Source organism: Nostoc spongiaeforme FACHB-130 (assembly GCF_014698475.1).
Taxonomy (GTDB): Bacteria; Cyanobacteriota; Cyanobacteriia; order Cyanobacteriales; family Nostocaceae; genus Nostoc_B; species Nostoc_B spongiaeforme.
Genome location: NZ_JACJTB010000006.1, coordinates 171,262 through 186,907 on the forward strand (window position 1 = coordinate 171,262; position 15,646 = coordinate 186,907).

12 protein-coding genes are annotated in these 15,646 nt (G+C 41.0%); 8 read left to right on the plus strand and 4 right to left on the minus strand.

What is annotated here, in order from left to right; all coding sequences use genetic code 11:
* Positions 1-362: 362 nt before the first annotated feature.
* The 6 genes from H6G74_RS08240 to H6G74_RS08265 all read left to right on the plus strand — a co-directional run bounded on the left by H6G74_RS08240 (position 363) and on the right by H6G74_RS08265 (position 6,087).
* On the plus strand, positions 363-461 hold the full coding sequence (locus H6G74_RS08240) for a DNA topoisomerase I (protein WP_162491113.1): 99 nt from the start codon (positions 363-365) through the stop codon (positions 459-461).
* 24 nt (positions 462-485) lie between these two features.
* Positions 486-938 carry a type II 3-dehydroquinate dehydratase gene (gene aroQ, locus H6G74_RS08245; RefSeq protein ID WP_190588925.1) on the plus strand — a complete coding sequence of 151 codons (453 nt, stop codon included), beginning with the start codon at positions 486-488 and terminating at the stop codon, positions 936-938.
* 164 nt (positions 939-1,102) lie between these two features.
* Positions 1,103-2,029 (plus strand): ADP-ribosylglycohydrolase family protein, encoded by a 927-nt coding sequence (locus tag H6G74_RS08250; RefSeq protein ID WP_190967193.1) that lies wholly within the window; start codon positions 1,103-1,105, stop codon positions 2,027-2,029.
* 68 nt (positions 2,030-2,097) lie between these two features.
* The gene (locus tag H6G74_RS08255; RefSeq protein WP_190967194.1) at positions 2,098-4,563 is read left to right on the plus strand and encodes an HD family phosphohydrolase; all 2,466 of its coding nucleotides are present in this window, start codon (positions 2,098-2,100) and stop codon (positions 4,561-4,563) included.
* A 39-nt stretch (positions 4,564-4,602) separates the two neighbouring features.
* Complete coding sequence (locus H6G74_RS08260; protein ID WP_190967195.1) at positions 4,603-5,178, plus strand: Uma2 family endonuclease; 576 nt, start codon at positions 4,603-4,605, stop codon at positions 5,176-5,178.
* 51 nt (positions 5,179-5,229) lie between these two features.
* Positions 5,230-6,087, plus strand: coding sequence for a hypothetical protein (locus H6G74_RS08265; RefSeq protein ID WP_242051180.1), 858 nt, complete (start codon positions 5,230-5,232; stop codon positions 6,085-6,087).
* 152 nt (positions 6,088-6,239) lie between these two features.
* Here the strand turns inward: H6G74_RS08265 and H6G74_RS08270 are convergent, their stop codons facing one another.
* From H6G74_RS08270 to H6G74_RS08280, 3 genes are all read right to left on the minus strand, one after another.
* Positions 6,240-7,475 (minus strand): DUF445 domain-containing protein, encoded by a 1,236-nt coding sequence (locus H6G74_RS08270; protein WP_190967214.1) that lies wholly within the window; start codon positions 7,473-7,475, stop codon positions 6,240-6,242.
* Between the two features lie 106 nt (positions 7,476-7,581).
* Entirely contained in the window at positions 7,582-8,280 is a 699-nt protein-coding gene (gene ubiE / locus H6G74_RS08275; RefSeq protein ID WP_190967196.1) for a bifunctional demethylmenaquinone methyltransferase/2-methoxy-6-polyprenyl-1,4-benzoquinol methylase UbiE, read from the minus strand.
* A 73-nt stretch (positions 8,281-8,353) separates the two neighbouring features.
* Positions 8,354-9,310 (minus strand): response regulator, encoded by a 957-nt coding sequence (locus tag H6G74_RS08280; protein ID WP_190967197.1) that lies wholly within the window; start codon positions 9,308-9,310, stop codon positions 8,354-8,356.
* Positions 9,311-9,552: 242 nt separating this feature from the next.
* Between H6G74_RS08280 and H6G74_RS08285 the strand changes: the two genes are divergently transcribed.
* Positions 9,553-10,644 carry a RuBisCO accumulation factor 1 gene (locus tag H6G74_RS08285; RefSeq protein WP_190967198.1) on the plus strand — a complete coding sequence of 364 codons (1,092 nt, stop codon included), beginning with the start codon at positions 9,553-9,555 and terminating at the stop codon, positions 10,642-10,644.
* 173 nt (positions 10,645-10,817) lie between these two features.
* Here H6G74_RS08285 and H6G74_RS08290 read toward each other — a convergent pair whose 3' ends face one another.
* Positions 10,818-12,476, minus strand: a complete 1,659-nt coding sequence (locus H6G74_RS08290) for a glycosyltransferase family 39 protein (protein ID WP_190967199.1) — start codon at positions 12,474-12,476, stop codon at positions 10,818-10,820.
* Between the two features lie 102 nt (positions 12,477-12,578).
* Between H6G74_RS08290 and H6G74_RS08295 the strand changes: the two genes are divergently transcribed.
* Positions 12,579-15,041, plus strand: a complete 2,463-nt coding sequence (locus H6G74_RS08295; RefSeq protein WP_190967200.1) for an ATP-dependent helicase — start codon at positions 12,579-12,581, stop codon at positions 15,039-15,041.
* Positions 15,042-15,646 lie beyond the last annotated feature (605 nt).

Here is a 15,646-nt window from a genome sequence, read left to right on the forward strand (position 1 = left end):
CTCATTACAAGTGCGTTCAGCACTCAGCAGTCTAGAAAATCCAGAAATCATAACTAATGACCAATGACAAATGACCATTGACCATTGACTAATGACTCTTGACTATTTTGACAACATACCCATCTTGCGGGAGATGCAGTTCATTGGGCTGTGGATGTGATACTCTAAAAAGTAAGGGAAATCACAACTTGCAACTTCTAAAATGGCTAACCCAGAATCAAAAATTCGGGAATCAGCCAAATTAGCAGCAAAACGTGTAATAATAAGCCAATTTCCGCGTAGCTGTTAATTAAAGTAGTTAGTAATTCAGGAGCGGTCAGTTCATGGACTATATAGAAAAGGTACTGGAAAGGCTGAAAGAAATGGCTCGCAAGCTAATTGAAGCCCTGCTGGGGCCAGAAGCTGAACCGGAACCGGAACTGATTCCGATTCCAGTCAATGAACGCTCCCGTCGTCGTTAAACCTGAAGGGACGGACAATTGCAGGTGCAACCTTTAAGCATTTTGGTACTGCATGGGCCAAACCTAAATTTGCTGGGACAGCGAGAGCCAGGAATTTATGGTGCTGTAACTTTGGCTGAAATTAACCGTTTATTGCAAGAACAAGCGGCAAAGATGCAAGCAAGTGTGTTTGCCATGCAGTCTAATCATGAAGGAGCTTTGGTAGATGCGATTCATGAAGCTTTAGGTAAACACCAGGGGATTTTAATTAATGCTGGGGCGTATACACACACTAGTGTGGCACTAAGAGATGCGATCGCAGCAGTTAATTTACCAGCAGTTGAAGTACACCTCAGTAATATTTACCGTCGAGAAGATTTTCGCCATCATTCTTACATCGCGCCTGTAGTGATTGGTCAAATTAGTGGTTTTGGCGCACAAAGTTATTTTTTAGGCTTACAAGCTTTAGTGCATCATTTACGAAAGGATGAAGTTTAGCAAGGTATAAAGTACTCACACCAGTTCCATAAAAGGCTGCATATTGCCTTCGCTGGCAAATTATATGCTTCTTCATATCGATTTGGTATAACTTATGCTGCGACTGCTATAAATTGTTAAGGCTGAAATTTCAGGCTTAACACTTTACACTTCATTCTTGAGATATGCGCTATTCACTGTTCAGCCGCTTTAGAGGTACCATACTCGGAGCGTTATTAGGTGCAAATTTAGCTAAGTTGGGAGACAAATCACCTCAAGCTGTCTCAGATATTGGCAAATTAATGCTACTGGGTACTGAAAGTCTGGTGAAGCTAGGCAAATTAGATTTGGATGACTGGAAACAGCGTCAGCAAGAAGAATTGCCTAGTTTTCATCTTAATAATAATGCCACTTCTGAAATTATTTTAGCCGCCTTACCAGTGGCGCTTTTTTTTCATGACAATTTGCTGAAGTTAAGAAATAATTTACTACACACGTACCAACTTTGGGGAGAAGATCCAGTGGTACGGGATGGAATATTAGCATTAGGCTATGCGATCGCTTTATCTTTAACTGAAAAATTAGATTCGCAAACTCTCATAGCCCAAATTATTAGTTTTATTGGCGACACACCAACATCATTACCAAAAAAATTATTACAAGTTAATGATTTGTTATCTAAACATGCTGGGTTAGAAACAGCTAAAGCAGAGTTAAATACCAAAGACAAAACTAGCAGTGCGATCGCATTGGCATTTTATTGCTTTCTCAGTACACCAGAAGACTTTCGCTTAACAGTTTTACGCGCAAATCGGTTATTACCTTCCCCGATAATAGGTGCGATCGCAGGAGCGTTATCGGGAACCTACAATAGTACAGCCGGAATTCCTACACAGTGGCGAGTTCTGTATTTATCAGCCGATAACTCTACTGGGATACTGGTCAATTATCCACAGATGTTAGAATTAACCGATGCACTTTTAGCTGTGTGGTCAGGAGTATATAACCTATCCCTACATCCCAAACCATTGACCTTAGAAGGATGTGTGATGCTGGACAAACAAAATTTTGTTTCTGTCTTTGCTGCACCGCGCGTCATTCGCGCACGTTAATTAAGCCTTGATCAATATAACTACTTACATAAAATTAAATTTATAAACGCCCAACGGTACCCAGAACAATGAAAAAATCGTTCAAAACTCAGACTGGAATTATTGCAGTCGGTTTAGGCTGGGTACATGAAAAACGTTCTTCTGTGGTGTTTGCGATCGCAGTTGTTTCATTAACCGGGGTACTGGGTCATAAGCTATACAATAGACCCCAACTGCAAGTGGGAACCTACGCACCACAAACTTTTAAAGCACCTTACGCTACCAGCATTGAAGATAAAAAACAAACTGAAATTCGACGGAAAGAGGTAAGTAACAGTTCTGTACAAGTCTTAATGATTGACGAAAAGATTACCAACAAGATTAACCAAGAACTACAACAAATTCTTGACCAAGGTAATGAACTTCGTGCTGTTGCTGGGCCTTTTCCTTTTTTTGACACCGCAGTTTTATCTTTACCTACCCAGCAATATCTCCGTGCTTGTTCCGATTCAGAATGGAAAGCACTATTAGCCACTGTCGAAAACAAGAGTAAACAGAAATTAGAACTCTCACTAGGATTTCCCCAAAAACCTCACTCTCCTAGATATCCTCCCTTATTTCCATCTGCCACAGGTTCATCTACCAAGCAGAACCAGCCCATAACGATCATCCCGATACCATCTCAGTCGCCTCAGCCTAGCAACATTACCCAAAACAAAGACTTTCAAATAGCTGTAGGAGAATTAGAAGCTTACCGAATCACTACCTCGTCCCAAAATTTATCTTCTTTGGTGCGGCAAATATCTCAAATCCGCCAAGCTTATATCCAAGCCAAGTCGCAATTTTCACAACTAGATACAACTAACCCAGGGATAATTTATCAAGAAACAATCATCTTAGATTTATCAGATGATGATTGGTCAAACACTTATACACAAGTTAGCCAAATTGCCGATCGCATTTTGACCCAGGGTATTCCCGAAGGGCTACCACCGAAAATTTTACAAAATGCAGTCGGTACTCATGTGCAGTATGTTGTGCCGAAAGATGCGGAAGCTTTAGCCTCTAAGCTGTTGTTGGCAGTTTTAGAACCCAACTTAAAAAAAGATGAAGAAAAAACTCGAATACAGGCCAAACAAGCCGCAGAAGGAGTTCCACCCGTCATAATTCCGGTGCGCCAAGGTCAGATAATTGTCCGCCAAGGTCAAAAAATTACTGAGTGGCAGTTTGATGTTTTAGAAAAATATAAATTAATTCGTCGGGAAAATAATTGGCTAGGCCTGGCGAAATTAGCAGCGATGGTTACAGGTGCAATTGGGTTTTTTGTTTGGGTAGAAAAGCGTAATAAGTACCGCTTACGCCAACGCGATCGCCTATTAATATTACTGCTCACTTTGAGTACCCCTGGTGTGATCGCAATGGGAATATTTCATACTAGCTGGAGTGCCGTTGGTTTACTACTAGGCAGCTTTTATGGACAGACTTTAGGTGCAACAGTCATAGGAGGGTTATTGTTGCTAGTGATACCCTCAAGTTTGGAAGTTAGTAAAGTCGCCTTGGTAGCTGGTGCAACTGGAGGAATATTAGGTAGTTACATTGCCCAAAAATTGCGATCGCGAGAAGAATTAGCATTATTAGGTGTAGCGATTGCGGCGACCCAAGGTAGTGTTTATCTAATTGTGAGTTTATTGATAGGTACAGCATTTAGTACAGGCTGGTACATGGTATTTCAAGCAGCCGGACTGTTTGCTTTATCCGGTTTAGCTTGGAGTATCATCGCCTTGGGCGTGAGTCCTTATTTAGAAAAATTATTTGATTTAGTTACACCAATTCGGTTAGCAGAACTAGCAAATCCTAACCGTCCCTTATTAAAAAAACTGGCTACAGAAACTCCTGGAACTTTTCAACACACTTTATTTGTCGCCACCTTAGCAGAAGCGGCGGCGAAAAAATTAGGTTGTAATGTCGAATTAGTCAGGGCTGGGACTTTGTACCACGATATTGGGAAAATGCACGATCCTTTAGGTTTTATTGAAAACCAAATGGGGGGGCCGAATAAACACGAAACAGAAATTCAAGACCCTTGGAAAAGTGCCGAAATTATTAAAAAGCACGTTAGTGAAGGGTTAGTTATGGCGCGTAAACATTCTTTACCCACGGCAATTCAAGCATTTATTCCCGAACACCAAGGTACAATGCTGATTGCTTATTTTTACCATCAAGCACAACAGCAAGCCCAAGCCGACCCCAGCATTAAATTAGACGAAGCTGATTTCCGCTACGATGGCCCCATTCCCCAATCACGGGAAACGGGAATTGTGATGTTAGCAGATGCTTGTGAAGCCGCCTTGCGATCGCTCAAAGAAGTCACACCCGAACAAGCTTTAACTACACTCAATAATATTTTGCGTGCCAGATGGCAAGATAATCAACTGCAAGAATCTGGACTAACGCGGGATGAAATGAAGCAAATTGCTGAAATTTTTGTTGAAGTTTGGCAGCAATTTCATCATAAACGTATTGCTTATCCGAAGTTAAAGGTTAGTAATAAGTAGTCGATGCTAGGCTACATATATCAAGATTGAGGAACAAATATGACTGCTTTGATTCTTGACCTCAGCCCCGTCATTGAGTTAACGGATGAGCAGTTTTTTCAAATTTGTCAAAATCATCGAGACTTACGTTTTGAGCGAACAGCGCAAGGGGAAATCATTATTATGCCGCCTACGGGATGGGAAAGTGGAAATCGTAACGTAAAACTGATATTCAGATTAGAGTTTTGGGCTAGTGTTGATGGTACTGGCTTAGTTTTTGATTCTTCCACGGGTTTCATTCTTCCCAATGGTGCAACGCGATCGCCTGATGCGTCTTGGGTAAAAAGAGAAAGAATAGCAGCTTTAAATCCTGATCCTGCCAAGTTTTTACCTATGGCTCCTGATTTTGTGATAGAGTTGCGCTCTGCTACAGATAGCCTAGAAAGATTGCAACTTAAAATGCAGGAGTACATGGATAACGGTGTGCGTCTAGGCTGGCTAATTGATCCGCAAAATCAACGAGTAGAAATTTATCGACAAGGACAAGAAGTTGAAATTTTACAATCTCCTGGTAGCTTGAGTGGAGAGGATGTTTTACCATGCTTTATTTTGGATTTAGCACAAATTTTGAGTTAGGCGATCGCTTCAGGCTGTGAATGTTACAAACTTGCTTCTCTAGGGAATCCTATGTTTGGAAAAGCTGTTTGTCATGGTAGTCAAATTATGAAATTTACAGGCAAAATTAGGAGTATCAATATCATAGAAGGTAAAGCACCTTATGGATATATCATTCCTAATATAAGAATATCAGGGCATGAAGGTGACATACTCTTTTTTGGAAATAAGGTAATTGATACAAGTATTGAAGATTTGAAAATCGGTGATCTAGTTCAATTTAATACTAATGAGTGGAGAAAAAAGAATGGCTCGATAGAAACAGTGGCTGTGGAAGTTTGCCGATTGGAAGAAAATATGCAAATACCAAAGCCTAAACCTCAAATTAAAAAAGAAAATTCTGATGATGTTAAAGGTATTAAAGATAAAATCAGTTTATATTTAGGTAATAGTTTGTCAATTTCAGATGCAGGAGAGTTTGAGGATTATGTATTTATGATTCTTCGACTGCTGGGCATCCATAATTTATATCAATATGACAAAAAAAATCAAGCTGGTAGAGCAGATGGTTTTTTTATTATTGGAAGTTTAGTAGTTATGTATGACTGCACACTCAGACAAACTTTTGAAGATTATAAAAAAGAGCAAATTGAAAATTATGTTAATAAATTAAAAAATTCTCAAATAACAATTGATGTTCGATTAACTGATGGTGGTTCCAAGAAAAAAACGCTACAAATACAAGGTAAAAACCGTCAAGTATGGATAGTCACTCAAATTCAAAGTAGAGAGTTATATGACGTTGATGGAATTCGTGTTAAAGAGGTTTCAATCAAAGATATTCTGAAAATTTTTACTAAAAAACTATATTCAGATACATTTGAAGAAGAAGATTTATCTTCATATCTTGCCGTAATCGATAAATCTTAATTTAACTAATAATATCAGTTTAATATGAAGCTGTACGGTATAAATTTTGTAGAGACGTTGTATACAACGTCTCTACGTTGAATGTGAAGCTCTAGATCCTTGGCGGTTCGCTGCTTAAGATTCTGTGCATCTTCATACAGAATTAGTATGATTTACTGCTGACTCAAGATTAAAAATGCTGTTTGGCATAACCCGACTATAAAACCCAAAACTCCACCTAAAGTTACGATCGCCTGTAATTCATTTTTGACGATTCCTTCGATTGCTGCTTCTAAATCAGCCGGAGAAGTTGACTTTACACGGTCAATAATTACTTGGTCGATGGACAAAATTGGAATGACTTGCGCCACAATAGCTTCTAAATCTTTTTCTAAATAACGTTCTAAAATCAAAGCTAATTCTAAGCTGACCACTTCTAAAGAAGAATTGACTACAGGTGAAGCACTCAAGCGATTCAGCAATAATGTAGCGATATTTTCCCAATTTACAGAATCGGTGAATCCTTGTAGTAAGTCACCACCAGTACTTTGAATATATTGGCGGACTGTTTCGCGGGTGGTTTTGCGTAACTGTCTGACTGTCCCAATGGGCAAATTTTGTAATGATAAATTTTGCAGGATTTTTTTCAGGCGATCGCGCACTTGCAAATCTTGGGTTAATTCTTGCAACCGCGCATTTGTGGCTTCTTTTTCATCCAGACAAAAAGTTCGCAGTCTGGTAAGGGTGTTGCGTAAGCCGAACAAATTCGCTACTACCCAATAAGTACCGCTAGTTTTTTCTCGAAAGCTTTCATCAATAATTTGAATTGTGCGATCGGTTAAAAAATCAACTATCGCCTGACGCAAAACATCAGGAGGTAAAACTGTCTGCAATAACCAATCAGCTAATCTTGTAGCTTGTTCATCAGTTAATTGTAAATCTAGCAGGACTTGATCAAAAATTTGATTGATTTGCGCTTCTAAAAAGTCTTCTCTTCTGGCTAAAACTTTTAACAAGCGTGGCAAGGATTCGCCTAACAAATCACGCAAAATTCCGGCAACTATTTTGGCACTTTTTTGGTCTTTATCTGCTTTAATTTGTTCAATTGCTAACCGTAATAACCATAGAATTGCCCCTTGGACTCGCTCTGTTTGCAACAAGCGCCGCGCCAGATTTTGTAATTCTTCTGGCGTGAGCAGCGAACCCATGATGGTATTAGAAATATTTTTCGCCAACCGCTCCTGGTTGCGAGGAATCAAACCGGGAGTAAAAGGCACTCGTCGTCCACCGATGTAAATTGCTCGGTAGGGACGAAATAACATTTTGATGGCTATATCATTTGTGAAATAGCCAATTACCCCACCTAATATGGGGGGAGATACATAAAGCCAAAGATGAGACCAATCCACAGGATTTTGGACTTGCCAATTTTGAATTTGGAAATTTAGACTCGGATATTGATTTCTCAAAGACTTCTGCTTCTTTGCCAGCAGAGCCAATCAAAAACCTCAAATCTCAAATCTCAGATTTACCAACTACCAACACTCCCATCATACCGTTCACAATGGGGTAATGTGTAACCGATGCAAAACCAGCTTGTCGGGCTAATTCCATCTGCACGTCTCCGGTAGGAAAGCGATCTAAGCTGGGACTGATGTAGGCATACTGTTCTTTTAAGCCCAGACTTTCAGCCATTGGTACAACTATAGAATTTAAGTACCATTGTTGAAACACCCTTAATTGCTGGTTGTTTGGGCGATGAAAGTCTAAAATTGCCGCCTTTCCACCGGGCTTAAGAACGCGGTGAATTTCTCTGAGGCTTTGGGGAATATCTGTAACATTTCTTAACCCATATCCCATTGTCGCCGCATCAAATTGGTTGTTCGCAAAAGGCAAATTGAGAACATCAGCTTCTACCCAAGTGATGGCGGGTTGGGGGTATTGTTGTTGAGAGCGTTCTTGAGCAGTGGCGAGTAGCTTGGGTGAAAAATCCACACCATAGACATGTCCTGTATTACCTACACGCCGTGCTAAACGCAACGCTAAATCACCACTCCCACAACACAAATCAATACAAGTGTCTCCGGGTTTAGCGCCACTCCATTTAATCGCCATTTCTTTCCATATCCGGTGTTGTCCCAAACTCAACCAGTTATTTAGCTGGTCATATACGGGAGCAATACTGTCAAAAATGGCGCGAATTTCTTGATTCATTGGTCATTAGTCATTGGTCATTAGTCATTAGTTATTAGCCAATGACCAAAGACAAAGGACAAATGACTAATAACTACAGAGTTCCTTGATAGCAGCGACTACTAGTCAGAGCGATCGCTACTAGTTGAGCTGATAAATTAATCAGGTTAAGTTCATCTTCTCGCAAAGAGCAAGGTTGTTGCCATTGGAGTGACAACACACCTAACATATCATTCCGGTAGGTAATTGGGATAACTAAATGTGCTTGCACACCAGTTTCTTGATAGTGGGATACACCAGCGAGTTTCGGATCTTTAGCGACATTTAAGGCGACTTGGACTTTGCCAGTGGCGATCGCTTCGCTTACCAAGGGGTCTTTGTCTAGCCAGTTGAGAGTAGTACCAACACGGCTATGAGAACCAGAAACGCCTGCTAATTGATTCCCTTCTACTAACTGCAAAATACAGCCATCAGTGGTAAAACTATCACTAAAGGCTGTAGCAATGGGTTTGAGAATGGATTCTAAAGTATCTGCGGCTTGGGTAACTTGCACTAACACAGACAATAACGCCATTTGAGCATTAGCGCGGCGTAATTCTTCTGTGCGTTGCTTTAACAAATCATAGGTTTCTGCGGCTCTTTGGACGACCGCTTTGAGTTCGCCAGGGTCCCAAGGCTTGGTGATGTATTTATAGACTTGTCCAGCGTTGATGGCTTCTACCAAGTCTTCAATATCAGTAAAGCCCGTCAGAATAATCCTAACTGTATCGGGAAACTGCGGCACAGTTTTGCTCAGAAACTCTGTACCCTTCATTTCTGGCATTCTTTGGTCAGAGATAATGACTGCCACTTCTCCTTCTGCTGCCAAAACTTCTAGGGCATTGATACCGCTATCAGCTTTTAAAACGTGAAAATCGCGCCGAAAAGTCCGATAGAGTAAATCGAGATTATCTGGCTCATCATCCACTACTAATATTTTGAGTTTTTTCGCTCTTTCTAAAGTAGCTGTTTGCCGACGACTTGTATTTAATTCCTGCGTGGGATTATCCATGAGATAATTCCTGTAAATAATTCACTATAGTGTTATATTCCACACCAAGCTTAGTTGATAGATGGTGCGTCAGCCTTGCGTGAAGGTACTGATCAGTTCTAATCCAGAACTTGCGTGTACTATTGATAACCTATAATTTTGTTTGGTGCTAGAGTGAGAGATAGTCCGCTATTAAAGATTAGAATAAGACTTGCCGATCAGTTATCGGTAGTTATCTCTAATTCAAGTTGCTCCTCCCAATTATGACTGACTTACCACTCAACGCCCCAAACTCTGACACCTCTGGAAATGACAACGCCCAGGAGTTACTGCGTCAGCTCAGGCAAAAGCAAGGTAATTGGGTAGAATGGGGACTTGCGATCGCCACTCTGCAAAAGTCTGGCTATAATCAGCAAGAAATTTTTGAAGCAACTGGATTTGAGCCAATTCAACAAAATCAAGTCGTGGTTGGCGCTCAAGTTTATAATTCTATAGAAAAAGTCGGGGCATCAGAAGCAGCGCGATCGCACTACAGTACAAGAGGTAGTGATGTTTTATATGAACTACGCTTGCTTTCCCAAGAAGAACGCGCAGCAGCAGCAGAATTAGCGTTTATACATAAACTGGATGTTGATGGGGCGAGAGAAATAGCCAAGGCCATTAAAGATTATTCTTGGTTACGCAATTTACCCGAAGGATTTTCGGCGTATGCGGGGGATGCGGTAGCTTACCAAGCTTGGAAATTAGCTAGGCAAAATTCTGATTTGACAGAGCGATCGCGTTTAATAGCTAAAGGATTGCGTTTTGCTCACACAGATTCCGCGAGAAAGCAACTAGAGCAACTGTTGGTTGATTTTACCGTTGTACCCAAGCGTCCGGCTCCCTTGCTGCCATTTTACCGCTTTGACTCTGAAGATGAACTACCACGGATTTTAGCGGTGGTGGGAAAATTGCCCTTAACACCCCAAGATTTGCAAGCTGTACCTTTAATTACAGCGAGTGAACCATTCCAAATAGTCAAGTTTGCTGGCGAACAAGCTTGGGTTCCGTTACCGGGTTGGCAAGCCTTGTTAAATGCCGAAGATCCAGTAGTGATATTAGCAGATAGCGATCGCCTCCCCAATCAAGCCCAAACACAAAACAGACGAGAAGAAGTACTCATAGTTGTTGATCGCGCTCAAAGACAATGGGATAATTCCAGCTATTTTGTGATTGATAATAACGGGAATTTAGATATTCAATGGTTAGAAACAGAACCAGAGATTTCGATTTTGGGCAAGGTAATTGTCATTGTGCGTCCAAAGAAAATTTTGGACGAGGAAGTAACTAAAGAGCCTTGGTTAATTGACGAATAATCAACCCTTCAGACTAGAGCTAGAGGTCTGTGGCTAGACAAACAAAGCCTGCGCTTCGACCAGCTCAGTAACCACCTCCGCAGGCTAATTATATGCTTCTTCATATCTATTTGATATGAGTAAACCTTCAATTGTAGTAGCGTGGCAAAGCTAATCAGTACATAGTAAGACTTTTAACTTCTGTCTCCTGCTATACAACGATAAAGTTGATAGGGAATACCTATCCGATAATGTTGTGTCGGGTCGATATTACAAACTATTTGCCCAGAAGATAACTTAACTTGTGGTTGATAATCCCTTCTTCGCAAACCAGGGGCAACTATCCATAAGTTTAGCTGGGATGAATTGGGAATAGGTAATTGTGCAAGTTTTTGCCAAAAAGGAATTACAGGCGAGTTTTGATTTATAAAAGCAAAGTTATCCGATTTATTTGCATTTCTTAACTGTTCTAAAGCTAAAGCAAAACTTAAGCCCAATGCTACATCTTGATAACTACCATATCCAGTAACTAGCATTGTGGGAATAGTTGGATCTAAATTCATATTTTGAGCTACCTTTTCCGGTAGAAAAGGCTTTTGGAAAGCGAAGTTATAAATTACAAAAATACAGCTAATAATACTAATAGTTAAGAAACCTGAGATTGATTTTCGACTTCTCTTGGTGTAATTAATCCCTGCTGATAATAAAGCACAAAAGCTGGAGTAATAAACAAAGTGATATCGGGGAACTACAGAAATATCCTTCTGGGAAATGTAAATAATAATTAAAAATTCTAAAACTACGCCAATAGTAAAAGTTAACAGGGTAATAGTTGAGATATTATTTTTATTATTAGATGATAAAAAATGTAATCCTTGAAAAACTTTCCGTCCTGTCCAAATAAAAAACAACACCATGATTAAAATACTAATAATTGCCACTGGTAGATGTTGATTTTCTACAGGGAAATTAATGAGCATCAAGACCCAGTTAATTAAAGTTTGATATAAGGGAGAAATATAGTTAGGGGTTGGTAACCAATTGGTTTCTGTACGCTGGGCATGATTTAAAACAACCAGTAACCAAGGAAGAAAACCAATGCCAATAGTAGTCAGAGAAATCAATAAAAATAGCCAGATTTTTTTGATAATTACAATATGGAGTTGATATCGATAAGCTATAAATATTAAAGTAGCAATTTCTGAAATAAAAGCGAGAGCGAAAAAATAGTGGACGTAAAAGCCAAGAATATTCACAACTGTCCAAGATAACCAAACCCAAAACCGAAAACGCGATCGCTCAAATATATCTTGCTGAATTTTCATCAATCCGAGTAACGACAAAGTAATCAGAAACATTGGTGCAGTATAGTGTCTCGCCTCTTGGGAAAGGTATACAGCAAAGGGAGAAGTCGCCATCACCAAAGCAGCGATAATTCCTGATGATTGAGAAAAAGCAATGCGATTTAGGTAATACATCACCGGGATTGTGGCGACACCAAATAAAACAGGTAGCGATCGCAATTTTGTTACCCACTCTGTGCCTAAAGGAGTCATCCAACTTAACCACCGATACATCGCACAAAAAAATAAAGGCGGGTGGGTAGACTGTGTATCAACATTAATGGCGATTTGTGAACAACTGACACCAGGATGAAAAGTGAAAATTTCCTGAACACGTTCTAAAGGAAATAAAACATCTAAAGGCAAATCATGATAATTTTTACCTAAACTAAAGATGGCTGTAATCACTTCATCCATCCACAAAGGTTTTAAATCTAAATGCCAAAAGCGCAAAATTGCACCCAGAGTGATCGCCCCAACTAAACCGAAATAATGTCTATTATTAGTCATTTGTTATTTATCATTGGTCATTGGTTAAAAGTAGGAAGCAGCAGGCCAAATAATTAAATTTCAGACTTCATACTTGTTATTCTCTCAGCCTCGGATTGTGATATGTCAGATACCAACTTTACTGCTACTGTGCCTTTAGAATCTGCTCCATCGGAATTATCTCAGTCATCGCAGCAGGTTTTGTCTTTGCGCGAAAAAATATTGGCGATTCGTAACGGCTTACGCCAAGGACAACAACAGATGGCTGACTGGGAATCTGGGCCATTAGCGGTTTCTGCGGTTCCAGGTGCGGGGAAATCGACGGGCATGGCGGCGGCAGCAGCGATCGCAATTGCACGTCAGTATGAACGTTTAGCGCAATCACCTTCCTCGGTTCACCGTCAGTTAGTAGTTGTGACCTTTACTCGTTCTGCGGCTGCCAATATTAAAGCGAAAATTCGGAAATATTTACGTGACGATTTATCTTTACCTCAAACAGGTTTTGCGGTTTACACATTACATGGTTTGGCGCTGAATATAGCGAGTCGTTATCCTGATTTATCAGGTTTAGAGTTAGAAAATCTTACATTAATTACCCCTAGTCAAAGTCATCGCTTAATTCGCACAGCCGTCGAACAATGGATTAATAATAATGCTGAAATATACTTCCGGTTACTGGAAGGACAACAATTTGACGGTGAAGAAACAGAACGATTGCGTCGTCAATCTGTACTGCGAACTGAAGTTTTACCAGACTTAGCAACTACAGTCATTCACGAAGCCAAAAGTTCAGGAATATCGCCAGAACAACTACAAAATTGGAGTCACGAAACTTCAGATAATTACGCCATTCTAAGCATAGCGGCGGGATTATACGAACAATACCAAAACTTAATGAGATCGCGCGACTTCATCGACTACGACGATATGATTCTCGCCGCCCTGCGCGTATTAGAAAATGACAGCGCCCGTCGCATTGAACAAAACCAAGTGTTCGCCGTTTTTGAAGACGAAGCCCAAGATTCTAGTCCTTTGCAAACTCGGTTGTTAGAGATTTTGGCGAGTGATGATGAGGACAGGGAGAAGGAGGACAAGGGGATTTCTTTAAACTCCCAACTCCCAACTCCCAACTCCCCACTCAGCACTCCCCACTCAGCACTCAGCACTCAGCACTCAGCACTCAACCTCGTAAGAGTTGGTGATCCTAACCAAGCAATTAATTCCACGTTTACACCAGCCGATCCGATTTATTTTCGGCAATTTTGTGAAGAGTGCGATCGCGTGGCAAAATTGGCAACGATGAATCAAGCTGGGCGCAGTACAAGAATTATTATTGCTGCGGCTAACTTTGCGCTGGAATGGGTGAATAGTTTTTATGGTGCGAAAAATCAAAAATCGTCACGTCTCCCGGCTGCTTCTCCCTTCCGCCAACAGATAATTTACCCAGTGAATACGAATGATCCGCAAAAAAATGCTAACCCAGCAGCAGAGGGTAAAGGACTGGAACTATACACACCGCGAGATATTCATCACACAGTCGAACTGCTGGGTAAAAGAGTAGTGGAGTTATTCACGCCAGACCCAAGTAATACCCGTGCGGCCGTGTTAGTCAGAGAAAATCGCCAAGGTCGATGGTTAGCAGAAATGTTAGCACCTTTATGTAAAAAGCATAATATTACACTTTACGATGTGGGTGAGCGCGATCGCCGTTCTCATGTACCGCAAGAAATTTTGGCATTATTGCAATTTTGCGATCGACCCCACTCCCCAGATTACCTGAAAGCTGCCTTAGAAGTACTGGTACAACGGCAATTAATTCCCACCCAAGACCTCAACGCCCTCGCTAGTTTACCAGAAGAATTTTTATACCCAGGCCCCTTAGCTGCACCCCAAGCTGAACCAATCGTAAAAGCGGCTCATCTTTGTCGTAGTTTACTCCGCGCTCGTTTGGAATTACCGCTTTATCAATTAATTTCCTTTCTCGCTTTAGCATTGAATTATGACCAAGCAGAATTGGCGACTGCTGACAAACTTGCAGAACGAGTCAATCAGCAAATATCTGGCGGTAGTTCAATGGGTGCAATGCTGTCAGCTTTAAGCGAAATTGTCAATTCCGAACGCTTTGAACCTGTGGAAACTGAAGATTTAGAAGCACATTACACCCGTCCGAATCAACTCACCATTATTACTATGCACAAAGCCAAAGGGTTAGATTGGGACTATGTTTTCATTCCCTTTCTACACGAAAACTTGATTCCAGGTAAATCTTGGGTTCCACCGCAAAGCCAGTTTTTAGGAGACTTCACCTTATCAGAAGTCGCCCGTGCCCAAATTCGCGCCGCCCTCCACGGAGAATTGGGTATACCTGATGTCAGCCAAGCTTGGGAACAAGCCAAACACTTAAAAACCGCGGAAGAATATCGTTTACTTTATGTGGCGATGACACGCGCCAAGCGTCTTTTATGGATGTCTGCGGCGAAAAAAGCACCCTTCACTTGGAGTAAAACAGAGAATTTACAAGAACAAGCACCTTGTCCTGTATTTCCAGCATTAAAACGTCAGTTTTCTGAGTCAGTTGAGATGTGATTTCTTGATAATTTAACGCCTTATACCAAATCGACATGAAGAAGCATATAATAGCCTGTGAAGGTAGTCAGTGAGCTTGTTCTGAGCGTAGCCGTTCGCGCAGCGTTTCCGACAGGAGAAGCTACGGTGTACACACAAGTGATAGCTGCAAGGGTTTCAGGCGTTATAGAACCTTTGAATTGTCATTACGAGCGCAGTGATAACGGAGCGAAGTAACCGCATAATCCCGTAATTTTGGCGATTGCTACTCTTCTCCCAAAGGGAGACGCTACGCGAACGAGAAGGCTTTCGCCTACGTCCTTCCTCCTCGCCATGACAGGCTTCCAGAGCGATCGCAAAACCGAAAGCTAGGCGATGAAACCAAACGTTAGATAGGATTTCAAGACTTGTGTGTACACCGTAGGACAGGAGAAGGGGAAGATTTCTTATTTTCCTCTGCTTAGATTAATTAAATATCGCTAAAGCAACAAAAAGCTCCCTTTCATTTTAGAGGGAGCTTTTTAGGAAAAAGAGACCTGGCGCCGAGCAATTGTGGCAGGAGGCAACCCTCCAACTATCGTAGCCGCAGCAGCGTTTCACCTCTGAGTTCGGGATGTATCAGTGTG